This window comes from Rhodoligotrophos appendicifer, from assembly GCF_007474605.1.
GTDB classification, from domain to species: domain Bacteria; phylum Pseudomonadota; class Alphaproteobacteria; order Rhizobiales; family Im1; genus Rhodoligotrophos; species Rhodoligotrophos appendicifer.
This window is the reverse complement of record NZ_VHKL01000003.1, coordinates 193,078-207,604: the sequence shown is the minus strand read 5'-3', so window position 1 is coordinate 207,604 and position 14,527 is coordinate 193,078. Positions and strand designations below refer to the sequence as shown.

General features: G+C 57.7%; 13 protein-coding genes. 8 read left to right on the top strand and 5 right to left on the bottom strand.

What is annotated here, in order from left to right; genetic code table 11:
* Positions 1–222 precede the first annotated feature (222 nt).
* The 3 genes from FKM97_RS07860 to FKM97_RS07850 all read right to left on the bottom strand — a co-directional run bounded on the left by FKM97_RS07860 (position 223) and on the right by FKM97_RS07850 (position 4,629).
* Complete coding sequence (locus tag FKM97_RS07860) at positions 223–1,497, bottom strand: oligosaccharide flippase family protein (RefSeq protein WP_144291858.1); 1,275 nt, start codon at positions 1,495–1,497, stop codon at positions 223–225.
* 4 nt (positions 1,498–1,501) lie between these two features.
* Positions 1,502–2,638 carry a glycosyltransferase gene (locus FKM97_RS07855; protein ID WP_144291857.1) on the bottom strand — a complete coding sequence of 379 codons (1,137 nt, stop codon included), beginning with the start codon at positions 2,636–2,638 and terminating at the stop codon, positions 1,502–1,504.
* 1,076 nt (positions 2,639–3,714) lie between these two features.
* On the bottom strand, positions 3,715–4,629 hold the full coding sequence (locus FKM97_RS07850) for an acetamidase/formamidase family protein (RefSeq protein ID WP_144291856.1): 915 nt from the start codon (positions 4,627–4,629) through the stop codon (positions 3,715–3,717).
* 138 nt (positions 4,630–4,767) lie between these two features.
* On the opposite strand from FKM97_RS07850, the gene FKM97_RS07845 reads away from it, so the two are divergent.
* Positions 4,768–5,355 carry a flavin reductase family protein gene (locus tag FKM97_RS07845; RefSeq protein WP_144291855.1) on the top strand — a complete coding sequence of 196 codons (588 nt, stop codon included), beginning with the start codon at positions 4,768–4,770 and terminating at the stop codon, positions 5,353–5,355.
* Between the two features lie 6 nt (positions 5,356–5,361).
* On the opposite strand, the gene gcvA is transcribed toward FKM97_RS07845, so the two are convergent.
* Both gcvA and FKM97_RS07835 read right to left on the bottom strand, forming a co-directional pair.
* The gene (gcvA, locus tag FKM97_RS07840) at positions 5,362–6,354 is read right to left on the bottom strand and encodes a transcriptional regulator GcvA (RefSeq protein WP_144291854.1); all 993 of its coding nucleotides are present in this window, start codon (positions 6,352–6,354) and stop codon (positions 5,362–5,364) included.
* A gap of 7 nt (positions 6,355–6,361) precedes the next feature.
* Positions 6,362–7,438 carry an LLM class flavin-dependent oxidoreductase gene (locus FKM97_RS07835; protein WP_144291853.1) on the bottom strand — a complete coding sequence of 359 codons (1,077 nt, stop codon included), beginning with the start codon at positions 7,436–7,438 and terminating at the stop codon, positions 6,362–6,364.
* Between the two features lie 226 nt (positions 7,439–7,664).
* Between FKM97_RS07835 and FKM97_RS07830 the strand changes: the two genes are divergently transcribed.
* The 7 genes from FKM97_RS07830 to FKM97_RS07800 all read left to right on the top strand — a co-directional run bounded on the left by FKM97_RS07830 (position 7,665) and on the right by FKM97_RS07800 (position 14,526).
* The gene (locus tag FKM97_RS07830) at positions 7,665–8,735 is read left to right on the top strand and encodes an ABC transporter substrate-binding protein (protein ID WP_144291852.1); all 1,071 of its coding nucleotides are present in this window, start codon (positions 7,665–7,667) and stop codon (positions 8,733–8,735) included.
* Positions 8,736–8,807: 72 nt separating this feature from the next.
* Positions 8,808–9,548 carry an SDR family oxidoreductase gene (locus FKM97_RS07825; RefSeq protein WP_144291851.1) on the top strand — a complete coding sequence of 247 codons (741 nt, stop codon included), beginning with the start codon at positions 8,808–8,810 and terminating at the stop codon, positions 9,546–9,548.
* A gap of 28 nt (positions 9,549–9,576) precedes the next feature.
* Entirely contained in the window at positions 9,577–10,500 is a 924-nt protein-coding gene (locus tag FKM97_RS07820) for an aminotransferase class IV (RefSeq protein ID WP_144291850.1), read from the top strand.
* A 37-nt stretch (positions 10,501–10,537) separates the two neighbouring features.
* Complete coding sequence (locus tag FKM97_RS07815; protein ID WP_144291849.1) at positions 10,538–11,296, top strand: SDR family NAD(P)-dependent oxidoreductase; 759 nt, start codon at positions 10,538–10,540, stop codon at positions 11,294–11,296.
* Positions 11,297–11,313: 17 nt separating this feature from the next.
* Complete coding sequence (locus FKM97_RS07810) at positions 11,314–12,429, top strand: LLM class flavin-dependent oxidoreductase (RefSeq protein ID WP_144291848.1); 1,116 nt, start codon at positions 11,314–11,316, stop codon at positions 12,427–12,429.
* Between the two features lie 34 nt (positions 12,430–12,463).
* The gene (locus FKM97_RS07805) at positions 12,464–13,627 is read left to right on the top strand and encodes an ABC transporter ATP-binding protein (RefSeq protein WP_144291847.1); all 1,164 of its coding nucleotides are present in this window, start codon (positions 12,464–12,466) and stop codon (positions 13,625–13,627) included.
* Positions 13,624–14,526 (top strand): ABC transporter permease, encoded by a 903-nt coding sequence (locus FKM97_RS07800; protein WP_144291846.1) that lies wholly within the window; start codon positions 13,624–13,626, stop codon positions 14,524–14,526. The genes FKM97_RS07805 and FKM97_RS07800 overlap by 4 nt, the downstream gene beginning before the upstream one ends.
* Position 14,527: the final 1 nt, after the last annotated feature.

Below are 14,527 nucleotides of genomic sequence, written 5' to 3'. Positions count from 1 at the left end.
CAATATTACATCTCTTCCTAAGGTAACGTTAGGATGTATAACTATATTCATTGCGTAATGCCCTAGACTTACATCTCCTTTAAGAATTGCCTCAGGCGGCAATATACAGCGAAAAATAATAAAATTGTATGCCTTGATCAATCGTGCGCGTCTATGTTTCCCAGCTTGCCAAAGGCGCGACGAGCGAGCCCACATTTTCGCCGGATCAGCAAGCAACATTGATCACTTCCTCGCGCGATTTTTCGTTGATGAACAATCATCCTCCCATAGATCCCGGCGCATTGCTAAGACCCAACCAGTCAGAAACATACCGGCAATAAACATGGTTGATTGGGAGACCACGCTGATCCACGCTGCGATATTGGCGGTCAAATCATTCCAGAAAAACCAAAACAAAAAAATGGTGCTTGCGACACCAGAGGCGGGCCCAATAGAGGAAAGTCCCGGCCTTCCCAATCCAGAAAGAAAAGCAAACGTAACATTCGACCAATAAGCCACGAAAGAGCCTATGAGCAATACACGAATAAGATCTGAAGCTGGAGAAAAATCGCTTCCGAAGAGAATAGGGACGGCCAATGGAATAATCGAAAGTATGATCAAAATTAGCACAAATTGGCATGCACCTCCAATGAGTACCGATCTTAATATTGATCTTAGACTAACTTTAGAACTGACTTCAGCAAGAACGTTTCTAATCGCAACAGTAGTTATAATATTGGCAACCTCAGCGACAGCCACGGCCACGGAGAAATATCCAAGCTCAATAGGGGATACCGCTGCTGGCATAATAGCTTGGTCTAGCCGGGCGCTTACTGCTGTTGCCACTGTTCCGAAACTTGCGAACAGAGCATAACGGGCCATCTCACTCGCCGGCAACTCAACTTCCCTAGAATGCGCAACAGATTTCGCCCTTACCTGCGTCGAAAAGAGCAAAACGCTGGAGGCAATGAGACCAGAAGCCATATAAACTGCCGAGTAGATGAAAACGTTAGATACTGCCCCTGCCCACAAAATCGCAATTAGCCCCACTCTCAACACGGAGGCTAAAACTCGCTCCAAATCGAGCACTCCATATCTTCGGATACCTTGTAGACGCGCCCTGCTAATGGAGATGAAGGCACTTGGAAGAAACGCCAGCCATACCAAAAGCATTAAATTACGGTCTACTCCAATTTGCTGCGCCACAGTATACGAATAAAAAAAAAGTCCGACTGCCACGAATAGTGTTAACAGAGCCGAAATTCTCACTGCAATTTCAGAAACTCTGCCGGCCTGAACACCCCTTCCGATGAAAAATGTTACTGCCGACGGAACTCCTAATGCGGCAATAGCGCTAGCGAGCACTAGTGGCTGAAGCATTCCCGCCAATTGACCCCTTCCCTCAGGACCTAGAGCATGCGCGAGGATTGGAGCAGTGATCAGACCTGCTGCTGGCAATACTGCATATGCAGCCCAACTCCGTGCTAGTGGTAGAAAGTGACGGATAGATTGCACCATTTTTTCAGCCAGCTCCTCCTATACGCCTGAGCAAATCCTGTATCTGAGCCAAACGTGCTTCCCAGCTATTGTTGTCGTAAATGCCAGCAGGCGCTCTGCGCTCGGACTCGCAAAGATGTAACACCCGTGAAGCGAACTCGTCTGAAGAAACCAAGTCGAGACCATCTATGGCCAGTGAATTAAGACTACGTAGTTTCGTAGCTATAACGGGGAGCCCAGACGCTAAGTATTCGTATATCTTCATCGGGAAAACACCATTGGTATAGTCATTAATGTGGTACGGTATAATTCCGACCCAACTACGACCAAGCTCTACAGCCATTTCTTTTTGTGTAAGTACACCCAAATAAGTAACGTTCTTAGACTGCAGAATCCTATTCAGTAAGGGGTCGCGCTGTGTGCCGTCTATTGAGCAAGGTCCGGCTAGCGCAATCCGCACATTTAACCGAATCAAATTTTCTAGGATCGCGAAGTCGACTTTTGACTGCGTTAGATTACCGACAAAAATCGCTCGGCGTTCGCGTTCATATGACTGATGAGAAGAAAATAACTCAATGTCAGCTACATTCTCCCATAAAAGAGCTTCACCTCCCTGCGTTTTTATATGATCCTTTACTCCTTTGCTTGATGCTATGACAGCATCCGCCCGACTGATTAGCCGCCTTTCCTGATTGAGCAAGACTGTTTTCGGAATCCCCGGCAATTTGTGCAGTAAATCAACCGAATGGTAAATTACTGAGACTGCAGATTGCTCCAAGTCATACGTCAGGGGAGAAAAAGTCCAAAGAATATAGCGATCTGGCAACTTCCTTTTCATCAATATTCTAATCAATAATCTATTTATTGAGCGAATAGTGGTAGAATTATGCCACGGCAAAACGAAGGGAGAAATAACTACCAGATTGTGAATTTTATCTTTGTTAGATGATTGTGTTCGATGCCCTGGGATTGCCGCAAAAAAACGACCTGCAACTCTTCGGACATCTTCAAAATTTACTTTAGGGGTTCGTAGACCAAGCGACTCGATATAATACACATCGCATATCTTAGATAATCTTACCGCTATGTGTTGCTTATTTGTCCATATCCTTGAGTCGAAATCAGCAGTCGATAAGATTACGACTGGCGTGTGCTTTTTCATGAATTACTCATTTGTTGACACTGGAAAATAAAGACGCAAACAAATGAAGAGGAGCATTTAAAATTTCCGTGTATATTTTTAACTAGCCCTTTCCCTTGGGTTCAATCTCATGGGAAAGATGTAATAGACTCGTTGGATGAGCAAGGACGGAGTTCCTTGGTAAGCTGCCTTCTGAGATTTTCCATGAGCGAGATCTAGTACCCTGGGAGAATGCTCGGTACAATCGAGACTCTTAAAAATACCATTGTGACGTCTGTAAGGCTCCATTTGAGCGACATCATTGAGATGCTCCTTCGCGCCTGCATAAAAAAATCCTTATAGGAGTTTTGGGAGTGCATATAGAGAAATTTCGTCAGCCGTATGTCGTGGCGTACAGGGCTCTAAAATCAGATCAGCCTGCTCTTTCTAGTGCCCTTTTCTTGATCTCTTCATCCGGTGAATGGTTAGACAATTCCGTTCTAAGTCATTGAGAAAACGTTTAGGTTTGCCTGGAATTCAGCTTCTAAACATTTGCACCACCTGAGGTAAGCGGGGCATCATAATCCGCGTGTCGGGGGTTGTTTGATCTTCCGGACCCTTCGGTTCAAGACATACGGCAAAGGAGATCTCGCCGGATAGTTCCGGTGCCTCTAGCGTTCTTCGTTTTGGTCAGGTTCATCGGGTCGAGCTTCGATCGGGGGTTGGACAAAGGCGGTTATGGACGACAGCTTTCCCCGTATCGGCGGCTGTGCAAGACCAGTGACGGCTCTGTCTGCACATTAATCTACAATGACAAGCAGGGGCGCAGTCGCGAAAATCCTTGGCTGCGAGGCGCCGTTCCGCAACAATCCGCTTCCCGCCCTTACGACGGCAGGACCGTGGCTGCCGGCTGGCGCTGCTTTATGGCGAGCACAGCATCGAAATCCTGCGAGGGGCGGATTTCTCCGAGGCGCAAATTGCTGAGCTTCTCGCATCAGGAGACACGCGGGCGAAGACTGCGGATCGCAGCGGGACCTGAGCATCGGATTCACGGTTATGGTCTCCGGGGATGGGTGAGGAGGGGGCAGGAGCATTGTGACCGAGCTGCGGGACATCGCCTAAGCCATTTTGTCGAGGGTGGGCAGATAGTCCTTCGAGATCGCCATCCTGACCGTCATGAGCGGGTCGACGACTTGGCTGATCCGCAACTGGCCGACGAGGCTGGTCAGCATGTAGGCGTCCGCCCAGGGCAGGCCCTTGCTGCGCATGAGGGCGCCGATCAGGTCCTCATTTGCGAGGATGCAGGCCTGCTCGAGAGTTTCCGCACTGGCGATGAACTGCCATTCGCCAGCTGTTTCGATCACCGGCCTCGACAGCCGGCCGCCCTTCACAACCTCGAAATGAGCGAAGATGTTGATGGGAACGCCCACTCCCGTCCCGCAGACCTCGCCGTCGCCCATCACTGCCTTTGCGTCACCCATGGCAATGAGCCCTCCCGGCTGATTCACAGGGAAATGCACCCGGGCCCCGGCGCGGATGGCAGTCGTGTCCATGTTGCCACCGTGGTCGAAGGGGATAACCGTATTGTAGCGTCCTTCATGGGTCGCCACACCGATTGTGCCGATGCAAGGATCGAGGGGAATTCGCATGCCGTCGAAATGGACGCAGCCGTCCTTGATGGGGACAATCTTCGTGCGGGCCTCCTGGACCTTCGCCTGCAGCAGCCCGAAATTCGGGATGACGAGAACGTAACCCCAGTCCTGGGGAATCTGAATGTCGTGAATATCGAAAATCAGGCGGTCACCGGGTTCGGCTCCCGCCACATGGATCGGTCCCACGGCATCATTGATGTGATCATAGTCAACTGCAACATAGCGATCCTGCTCGGTGCGGATCTGCCCATGCACCCCGTCCGGACAGCGGATTTCCACCTGCTCGTGCGGCGCCACATGCCACTTTGCCTCGAGGTCGGGATGAAAATGATAGATCACGTGGTCCGCGGTGATTACCGTGTGTTCCTCTGGCAAAGTCATGATGGTTTCCCTGGCCCCGATTGCTTGACACTCGACTGCGCTTAAAGCTGTGCTAATGGTCGGCTTGGCGCCGCTTCCTGCTTAAACCATCATTAGAAGCCCTCGTTTGACCTCTGCCGCCTTGAGGGCGTTACCCTCATGGGATCGTCTGCTGACGACGCCACGATCCCCTTGCGCGCCCAGGAGCACTTCGTGCAATCGCCTTCCTTCACCGGTGCTGACCTGCACGGGCGGCCGGACCCGAAGACCCCGCCGGTCGACTTTATCGCTGCCATGCGCCAGTTGGCCTCTTCGGTGACGATCATCACCACCGGAACCGCAGAGGATCGTCGCGGCCTGACGGCTACGGCCGTCTGCTCGGTTTCCGCGGAGCCGCCGACGCTGTTGATCTGCGTCAACCGAACCTCCGAAAGCCATGGCGCCATCGAGAGGGTCCGGCATTTCTGCGTCAACATCGTCGCGGCTGACCATGACGACCTTGCTGCGCATTTTGCCGGCAGAACAGGCGTCCATGGTGTCGATCGCTTCGACCGAGGCGAATGGATTTCCCTTGTCACTGGTGCACCTGTGCTTGCAGATGCTCTGGCGGCGCTCGATTGCCGGGTGGTCAGTTCGGTCGTTTGCACCACTCATACGATCTTCGTGGGCTCTGTGGTCGGCACTCACATCGGCCGCACCCAGCAGGGGCTCATCTATAGGCAAGGAAATTTCCTCGCCCTCTCCTGATTGTCCTCAGGCACCTTCTTCGCCCTCCGTCTGGATCCAGTGGCGGAAGGTTGCGACCGCAGGCTTCTCTGAAAAGTCAGGGCTGGTCAGAACATAATATCCCTCGCCGGTCTCGATTTCGGTCTCGAAGAGTCTGATGAGCCGCCCGGACTTCAGGTCGCTCTCAACCAGCGGCTGGTTCGCCAGCGCCAGTCCTTGCCCCTGGACGGCCGCGTCCAGCATCAACCCCACATCGTTGAAATAGAGCTTGTCGCTGGACTCCCCCCGGTCCGCGCCGGCCGCCGCAAACCAGGCCGACCAGAAACTGCCTTCCACCACCTGAAGAAGCGTGTGATGTCTAAGGTCGTGCGGATGATGGATGGGCGGCCCCTCGCGCAACAGGGCCGGGCTGCAGACTGGAAACAGCCGGCCATGGCCGAGACGCTCCACCCTGGCATGGGGCCAGCGCCCGTTCCCCCACCGTAGCGCCACATCGATGTCCTGGCGGTCGAAATCCACGGCGTCGTTGGAGGCCAGCAATGTGATCTTCACCTGTGGATTGAGCTGCATGAATCGCTTCAGGCGGGGGACCAGCCACCGCGATGCAATCGACGCTGGAGCATTGATACACAGGACCGCCGGTTCGTTGGGGTCGACGATCTTTTGGCAGGCGGCGACAAACAGCGACAGGCCCTCGCAGACCGCGCTTGCAAGCACGGTCCCCTCCCGCGTCAGTTCCATCTTGCGCGGCAGGCGGCGGAAAAGACGGACCTCCAGCAGGTCTTCGAGCTGGCGGATTTGCTGACTGACGGCCGAGGGCGTGACGCAAAGCTCCTCGGCGGCAGCCGAGAAATTTCCCAGACGCGCCGCAGCGTCGAAGACCCTGAACAGATTCAGAGGGGGAAGGCGGAACGGTTTTCCCTGGATCGGAAGTTGGGGTGGTGCCTGGGTCTCATCGCCGGCACCACGATCCGGGACCGCGATGGTCACCGGGTGAAGCACTGGCTGATGCTTGTTCATGCGCGCCTCACGCCGCGCCCATGAGGTCGCCGTCGCGCAGGCTGAAGACATCGGCGAGCTGAGGGATGACGCTGTAGCCGAAGCGCTCGATGGATGCGAGGGTCTCTCGCCTGCCAATTCCGGCAAATCCCATGAGACAGGCGAGATGCGTCGGGCGCAAGGCCTCGATCTCCTGGCCAAGCTTGTCGACGCAGTAGGAGGCAGGTCCGATGACCGCCTTCTCCCGAAAGTCTTCCAAAGGCGGTTCATCATTGAGCGGCATCAGCCTGAGGAAGGGACCATCCATGCGTCGGCCCTCTCCGGTTCGCAGCGTCTCGCCGGCGCGAGCCAGGTCGCGCACGCATTGCGCTGCATGGCGGGCATCCGCCTCATCATCCGTCACATAGACGAAGCGCATGACACCCAGCGGCATTTCCGGGCTTGCACCCGGCGTTTTGGACCAATGCTCGGCGATGACGCTTCGAACCGCAAGAGCATGATCAAGTCCGCGATGACCGAACGACATGAAGGGAGTGTGGCCCCCTTGGGCGGCCCGCGCAACGGCCTGTGCATCGCTGGTGGCTAAAAAGACCTCGGGCATGGCAAGTCCGAAGGGCCGCATCGACAGTTCCGTGCGGGGAATGTCGAAGTGGCGACCCTTGAAGCGCACGACCCCTGACGTCAGACCCTGTTCGATGATCGTCCACGCCTCCAGCAGTCGTGCATGCTTCTCCGAGCGATCGACCCTGTAGCGATCGAATTCATGGGGCTGGTAGCCCGAACCAATCCCCAGAACGAGGCGGCCCCGAGTCAGCAGGTCGGCGAAGGCAATCTCCTGAACCACCTTGAGGGGCTGGTAGAGCGGCAGCGCCAAGACTGCCGAGCCGAGCCGGATCTTCGACGTCTCCGGCGCACAATGAGCCACCATCATGAGAGATGATGGGCAGATGGAATGATTGGTGAAGTGATGCTCCGCGAACCATGCCACGTCGAAGCCGAAATCCTCGGCCATTCGCACAGCATCTACGGTCGTCTTCAGGACTGAAGCCGGAGAGGAGTTCCGGTCATAGAGACCCATAAGGCTAAACAGTCCGAGAGTGACCATGTCGCTCCGCAGGAGGATCGCGCGTCCTTGAGGACAGCAATGCTAAGTTCAGAAGACCGCCTCAGGCAAATTAGTCCTGCTAACACTTCCATAAGCGGCGGTACCAGCAGTGCTGCCTTTTAGAAACGATTGTTTGAAGCCCAGCAGCGAACTGCAAAGACTGCGAGCAACAAGGCAAATGACGCACTGGATATGTCTGCATCTGTGGGATTGAGAGGGGTCTGACATGAAGAAACGACTGAGAATCCGCGCCTATATCGCTCTTGCGGCCCTGGCGACGACGTCGCTTTTCCAAGGTCTCGCACCGACACCCGCCATGGCTGCCGGGTCCATCGTCCTCGCCTGCTACCCCGGAGCTCCAGAGACCTTCATCCGCCAGGAACTGATCCCCCTTTTCGAGAAGGAGACAGGCGCCACCGTCACCTATCTCACGGGCAATTCAGTGGCGACCATTGCCAAGCTGCAGGCCCAGAAGGATGATCCACAGATTGACGTGGCCTGCATCGATGACGGCCCCATGATCCAGGCTGCGGGCATGGGCTTGCTTCAGACCCTTACACCAGCGGAGATGCCCAATGCTGCCGACATTCAGGAGGTTTCGCACTTGCCCAATGGCATGGGTCTCGGCTGGGGCCTGTTTCGGCTCGGCCTCGCCTACAATCCCGATGAATTCAAGAAGAACAACCTTCCAGAGCTGACCAGCTGGAATGATCTCGCGCGGGCGGATCTCAAGGACCATGTGATCGTGAGTTCGATCTCGATCAGCTACACGCACATGCTGCTGATCCTGCTTGCTCGTGCCAATGGCGGCTCGGAGGAGAATATCGAACCCGGCTTCGCCGAGATGGTCAAGATCAAGCCGAACATCTTCAACTTCGACACCACCGCCGACCTCACATCCTATTTCCAGCAAGGCGAGGCCTGGGTCGGTGTCTGGACTGACAGCGAGACCTATTCCTACGCGCATCGTACCGGCTTCCCGATCAAGTTCGTCTTCCCCAAGGAAGGGACAGCGGCGATTCAGGCGGGCATCGCGGTCGTCAAGAACGGAAAGAACACGGAATTGGCGACCAAGTTCGTCAACTTCCTGGTGGGCCAACAGGCGCAGGAGATCATGGCCCAGAAGCTCGGCTGGCTGCCTGTGAACAAGAAGGCGACGTTGCCGCCAGACATGAGCTCGGTCATCACCTCACCCCCAGCCAATGGCGACAAGATCGTGCCGATCGACTGGACCTATCTGAACAAGCAGCTCCCGGCATGGACCGAGCGTTGGAACAAGGAAATCGAGGTTCAGTGAGCGGCGCGGGGACCACAGGGTTCCCCGCATCTTCTCGGCATCGGATGGCTCGGCAGCGGCAGGAGTATCAGAGTGGGTGATCGGCGTGTGGCGGTCCTTACGGGGGCGGGGCGGGGGATCGGTGCCGCCTGTGCCCGGGAGATGGCGAGGCGCGGGTTCAGCGTCGTGCTCATGTCCTTGTCGGGTTCGGCCGCCGCCGTCGCCGCGGAGCTCGACGGCCATGCTGTTACGGGCTCGGTGGAGAAGACCGAGGACCTGGCGGCCCTCGTCGACCTTGCGATGACGCAGCATGGACGAATCGATGCGGTGGTGAACAGCACAGGCAATCCCACATGGTCGACGTCACCGGAACGCAGTTCCTATGAGCTGTCCCCCGACGGATATTTGCTGGAGATCCCGGACGAGGACTGGCACGCCATGATGGACCTCCAGTTCCTTCCGGTGGTGCGCATGGCGCGCATCGTCACGCCCCACATGCAGGCTGCGGGGGGCGGGTCGATCGTCAATATCTCAAGTGCGTTTGCCGTGGCACCCTGCGTGGCCTATCCCTTCGGGGCGACGGTCCGACGATCCCTCACCGGCTTCGCGAAGCTATATGCCTCTCGCTACGGCCGCGACGGCATTCGCATGACCAACGTCATGCCAGGCTTTCTGGACAATCACTCGTGGCCTGCGGAGCTCGTGGGGAACATCCCGCTCCAACGGGCTGGCACCCTGGAGGAAGTCGCCCGTACGGTTGGCTTCCTCGCCGACAGCGACAGCAGCTACATCACCGGCCAAGACATCATGGTCGACGGCGGCACAGTCCGTTGAGAAAACCACTGAGGCGAGAGCGACGGCTATGATTTTGGACCAGCAATCTTCCACAAATGCGGGAACACTCCGCTACCCGCCTGGCACAGCTTACGCCAATGGCGAGTTCTGCGAGATCGCAGAGGCGAAGCTATCGGTCCTTGATTGGGGATTCCTGCGCTCAGACGCCACCTACGACGTGGTCCATGTCTGGAAAGGGCGGTTCTTTTGCGAAGACCGGCATATCGACCGCTTCCTGTTGAATCTGGAGCGGATGCGGCTCAGCCTTCCCTTCGATCGTGCGAGGCTGATCGAAATCCTCCATGAATGCGTTCGCCGCTCCGGCCTCGAAGACGCCTATGTCGAGATGATCTGCACCCGGGGCATCTCGCCCACCTTCAGCCGCGATCCACGCGACGCCCGCAACAATTTCATCGCCTTCGCCATTCCCTTCGGCTGGATCGCCAACGAGGAGCAGCGCCGGCGCGGGCTGAAGCTGATCATCAGCAAGATTCCGCGCATTGCTCCGCAATCAGTGGATCCGCGCATCAAGAACTATCATTGGCTCGATCTGGTCAGCGGGATGTTCGAAGCCTATGACCGCGGCGCCGAGAACGCGGTGCTCGTCGATCTCGACGGCAATATCACCGAGGGCCCCGGCTTCAACATCTTCGCCGTCGCCGATGGCGCCCTTCTGACCCCTGCCGCCGGCGTTCTTGAAGGCATCACTCGCGGCATCACAAAGGATTTGGCCAAGGAACTCGGCATCAACCTTCGCGAAGGGACGCTCACGGCGGACGCCCTGCGCGGTGCCCATGAGGTGTTCATCACATCCACGGCGGGCGGAGTCATGCCGGTCACGGAGATCGATGGCGCGCCTGTCGGCAATGGCGGGGTCGGCACCGTGACCAGCGCCATCCTCGATCTCTACTGGCAGAAGCACAGCGACCCGACATGGTCGACGGCCGTTTGACGGTCGCGTCCGGAACCCTTGTAACCAGGAGCGAAACGTGGCTGACTTTACCGGCAAGACGGCGTTGATCACCGGCTCGGGTCGCGGCATGGGACGGTCGCACGCCGCAATTCTCGCAGCCCGTGGGGCGGCCGTCGTCATCCATGACATCAACGAGGCCTGGGCCGAGGAGACTGCAAGGCGCATTCGGGACAAGGGTGGCCGGTGCCTCGTCGCCTGCGGCGACGTCTCCAAGCCCGGCGACATGCAGGACGTGGTCCGGCGAGGGGAAGCCGAGTTCGGCGGTATCGACATCCTGATCAATAATGCCGGAATTTCCGCCGAGCGCGCAGGGCTGGACGGTATCACCGAGGACCTCTACGAGCGCATGTTCGGAGTCCATGTCAAAGGGACGATCTTCACGACCCAGGCCGCGGTACCGGGCATGATTGCCCGCCGGTCGGGCAGGATTGTCAACATCTCCTCCATCTGGGGCATGACCGGCCATCATTTCGGCGCGACCTACTGTGCCGCCAAGGCAGCGATCCTCGGACTCACCAAGGCTTGGGCGAAGGAGTTCGCGCCGCACAACATCTGCGTCAACGCCGTGGCTCCCGGCGCTGTGAAAACCGAAATGCAGGTGGAGGTCGACGGCCTCGAGGCCGTGAAAGCGCAGGCCAAGGCAATCCCCCTCGGCCGCTTGGCGGAGCCGGAGGAAATGTCCTACCCGGTGATCTTCCTCGCATCCTCGGAAGCCAGCTTCGTCACCGGCCAGGTTCTAAGCCCGAATGGCGGCGACACGATCGTGGGCGTCTGACCCCGCACGAGCACGCAATGGGAACAAGCACAATGAATTTCGGCCTCTTCAACCTAATGCCGCGGCGTGACACGAGCAAATCGCCCCAGCAGCTCGCCCTGGACTCGATGGAACTCTGCCAGATGGCGGAACAGCTCGATTTCGATACGGTGTGGTTCGCCGAGCATCATTTTTCAAATTACTGCATGATCCCGTCACCTCTGATCATGTCGGCCTACTGCGCAGCACGAACGAAGCGGATCAATGTCGGCCCTGCGGTTCTCGTTCTTCCACTTTATGAGCCCGTGCGTCTGATCGAGGAGATCGCCTTTGTCGACCAGATCAGTGACGGGCGCCTGCAGTTGGGTGTGGGCGGCGGATACCAGAACTATGAGTTCAGGCAGTTCGGTCGCGATCTGAAGGACGGCCCCGCCATGTTCAGCGAGCTGCTCGATATGATCGAAATGGCCTATCGGACCGGCGAGATCCACTATCAGGGCAAGCACTTCAAAATCGACCACACACCGATCGGCCTCCAGCCACAGCAGAAGCCGATGCCGCAGGTCTATGTGGCTGGCTTGACCCAGGACATCTCAATTCAGGAGCGGATCGCCCGCAACAATTACGTGCCCTTCATCGGCCAGCATCACCGACCCGCCTCCACGACTCTGAAATCGAAGGAGGCGATCGCAAAAATCTGGACGTCGGTCGGACGCTCTCCCGAAGATATGGCCTTTGCCACTCAGCGCTTCATCTATGTCACCAAGAACCGTAACGAGGAGATCAAGGCGGCGGAGAATATTCGCTACACATTGCGTCTCGGAGCAGGACTTCGGGCCAATGCGGAGCAACTAGACGGCGCCATGCTGCGTGAACTTCCCTTCCGCGACGAGCCGTCATTGGAAGAGATCATCGAATTCTCCCCCATCGGCAGCCCCGAGCGGGTCGCCTCGATCCTGGCGGAAGACTTTCAGCTGCTAAACCCAACGCATGTGAGCTTCATGTTCCAATTCGGTTCACTGCCGCATCGCTCAGCCCTCCGATCGATGGAACTGTTCGGAACGGAAGTCTTGCCGATGCTGTCCTCCAGCGCCCATCATAGCGCGCCGACCGTCGCTGCCGGCAGGCACTCAGCCGCCGCCGGCCTGTCATGACGAGATTGGTGATGGACGGCGGGGCGCAGGGGTGATGACGATCTACAAACCCATCGGGGCCAGCGGGGAAAAATCGACAGGATCACTCAGTGGAGGGCCTATTCAAAAGCCGGATTACCTGAGAATCGACGAACTCGTCGTAACATTTGGAGAGCAGCGCGCACTGGATTCAGTCAGCTTCCAGGTCTCGTCAGGGGAACGGGTTTGCCTCTTAGGTCCCTCCGGCTGCGGCAAGACCACCTGCCTCAGGGTCATTGCCGGCTTTACGGCGCCGACAAGCGGCCGGCTCTCCATCGAAGGCCGCAGCATGCTCGGCGTCCAGCCCGAGCACAGAAACATCGGCATTCTGTTCCAGAATTACGCCTTGTTCCCCCACCTAACGGTCTATGACAACGTCGCATTCGGCTTGCGGATGCGGGGGAAGAGCGAGAGCGAAATTCGCGCCCGCGTGAGCGATGCGCTGACGCTCGTGCGTCTCCCAAACGCGGGGGCCAAGAAGCCTGCCATGCTCTCCGGCGGCGAGCAGCAGCGCATCGCCTTCGCGCGTGCCGTCATCATTCAGCCCAGCCTGTTGCTTCTCGACGAGCCCTTTAGCAACCTCGACGCCCGCCTGCGGCTGGAGATGCGCAGCGAGCTGCTGGAACTCCTCGAGCGACTGGGCATCTCTACAATCATGGTCACCCATGACCAAGAGGAAGCCATGGCGATCGCCGACCGCATCATCGTGATGCGTGCAGGCAGGATCGAGCAGGTCGGGTCACCCTCCGACATCTACGAGGCTCCGAGCAACGAGTTTGTGGCAACCTTTGTCGGCGGTTCCAATGCCTTTGATGGCGTTTACAGCACGGCCGGCGGCCATCCTTCAGTGAAGATCGAGGGCCTTGGCTCTGTCGGTGTCAAGGACAGCCCCCGCACGCCGGATGCCTCTTCCGTCCGGTTTCTCATTCGCCCCGAACGCGTCAGACTGAGTGCTCAAGGGCCGTCACACAACGCGCCGTCCAGCTCGACCGATCTTGAGGGTGTCGTCGAGCGCTCCCAGTATATCGGCCATAGGATGGAATACCGGGTTCGAGTCGGGGCGCTGGTACTGCACGTCTGGTCCACAGGAGGTCGCAACTCTGCCTTTAGGGCAGGGGACCGCGTGCATGTCGCGTGGGACATTGCGGATACCCTGATCTTCTCCGGTGGCGCGCGATGAGCCAGCCGTCATCGGGATCATCCGGTCATCTGCAGTGGCTGTTGCTGGCCCTGCTCCCCATCATCCTCTTCGCCGTCCTCTACGGACTGCCGGTCTATCAACTCTTCCGGGGCAGCCTCGACCGTTTCGATCCGATCACGGGCGCCTCTTCAGCCTTCCAGTTCGACTTCTATACGAAGTTCCTGACCGATTCCTTCTACCTCGGCGTTCTCTGGCGCACGATCAGGATTTCCCTGATGATCACCGTTATCTGCGCCGTCGCCGGCTATCCCATCAGCTATTTCATTGCCCGAACCGAAAGCCGGTTCCGCACCTTCATGCTCATCGTCCTGATCGTGCCGATGGTGACGAGCCCTGTGGTCATCGCCTATGGCTGGCTCATCATTCTCGGCACAAAGGGTATCGTCAACGACACCCTTATCGGCTTGGGTCTCGTCGACAGCCCAGTCAAGCTGGTCTTCCGTGAGTTCACACTGGTCCTGGGCCTCGTCTACGCCAATTGCGCCTTCATGATCTTCGCGGTCTCGGCCTCGCTGCGCAGTCTCGACTGGAACCTCGTCCTGGCCTCGCGCAGTCTCGGAGCCAGCGGACGCCGCGCGTTCATGGCCATCGTCCTGCCCCTGAGCCTGCCGGGGCTTGCTGCCGGAAGTCTGATCGTCTTCTCACTGAGCATGAGCGCCTATGCCGTTCCGGCCCTGGTCGCCGGGCCGCAGGTCAAGGTCATGTCGGTGCTCATCTATCAGCAGGGCATGTCGCTCCTGAACTGGCCGTTTGCCGCCTGCATGTCGGTGATTCTCGTGGTCTGCACCACGGGAATTCTCAGTGGCTGGCGTGGCCTTGAGATGTTGAATGGTGCCCTGGCGCGCAGGCGGTCGATCGCCGCGGACGGAGGGAACTGAC

Excerpts from the sequence above, each read along its gene's own strand:
- FKM97_RS07845 (WP_144291855.1), top strand. The coding sequence starts at position 4,768 with ATGGGATCGTCTGCTGACGACGCCACGATCCCCTTGCGCGCCCAGGAG.
- FKM97_RS07810 (WP_144291848.1), top strand. The coding sequence starts at position 11,314 with ATGGGAACAAGCACAATGAATTTCGGCCTCTTCAACCTAATGCCGCGG.
- gcvA (WP_144291854.1), bottom strand. The coding sequence starts at position 6,354 with ATGAACAAGCATCAGCCAGTGCTTCACCCGGTGACCATCGCGGTCCCG.
- FKM97_RS07855 (WP_144291857.1), bottom strand. The coding sequence starts at position 2,638 with ATGAAAAAGCACACGCCAGTCGTAATCTTATCGACTGCTGATTTCGAC.
- FKM97_RS07850 (WP_144291856.1), bottom strand. The coding sequence starts at position 4,629 with ATGACTTTGCCAGAGGAACACACGGTAATCACCGCGGACCACGTGATC.
- FKM97_RS07820 (WP_144291850.1), top strand. The coding sequence starts at position 9,577 with ATGATTTTGGACCAGCAATCTTCCACAAATGCGGGAACACTCCGCTAC.
- FKM97_RS07800 (WP_144291846.1), top strand. The coding sequence starts at position 13,624 with ATGAGCCAGCCGTCATCGGGATCATCCGGTCATCTGCAGTGGCTGTTG.
- FKM97_RS07830 (WP_144291852.1), top strand. The coding sequence starts at position 7,665 with ATGAAGAAACGACTGAGAATCCGCGCCTATATCGCTCTTGCGGCCCTG.
- FKM97_RS07835 (WP_144291853.1), bottom strand. The coding sequence starts at position 7,438 with ATGGTCACTCTCGGACTGTTTAGCCTTATGGGTCTCTATGACCGGAAC.
- FKM97_RS07805 (WP_144291847.1), top strand. The coding sequence starts at position 12,464 with ATGACGATCTACAAACCCATCGGGGCCAGCGGGGAAAAATCGACAGGA.
- FKM97_RS07860 (WP_144291858.1), bottom strand. The coding sequence starts at position 1,497 with ATGGTGCAATCTATCCGTCACTTTCTACCACTAGCACGGAGTTGGGCT.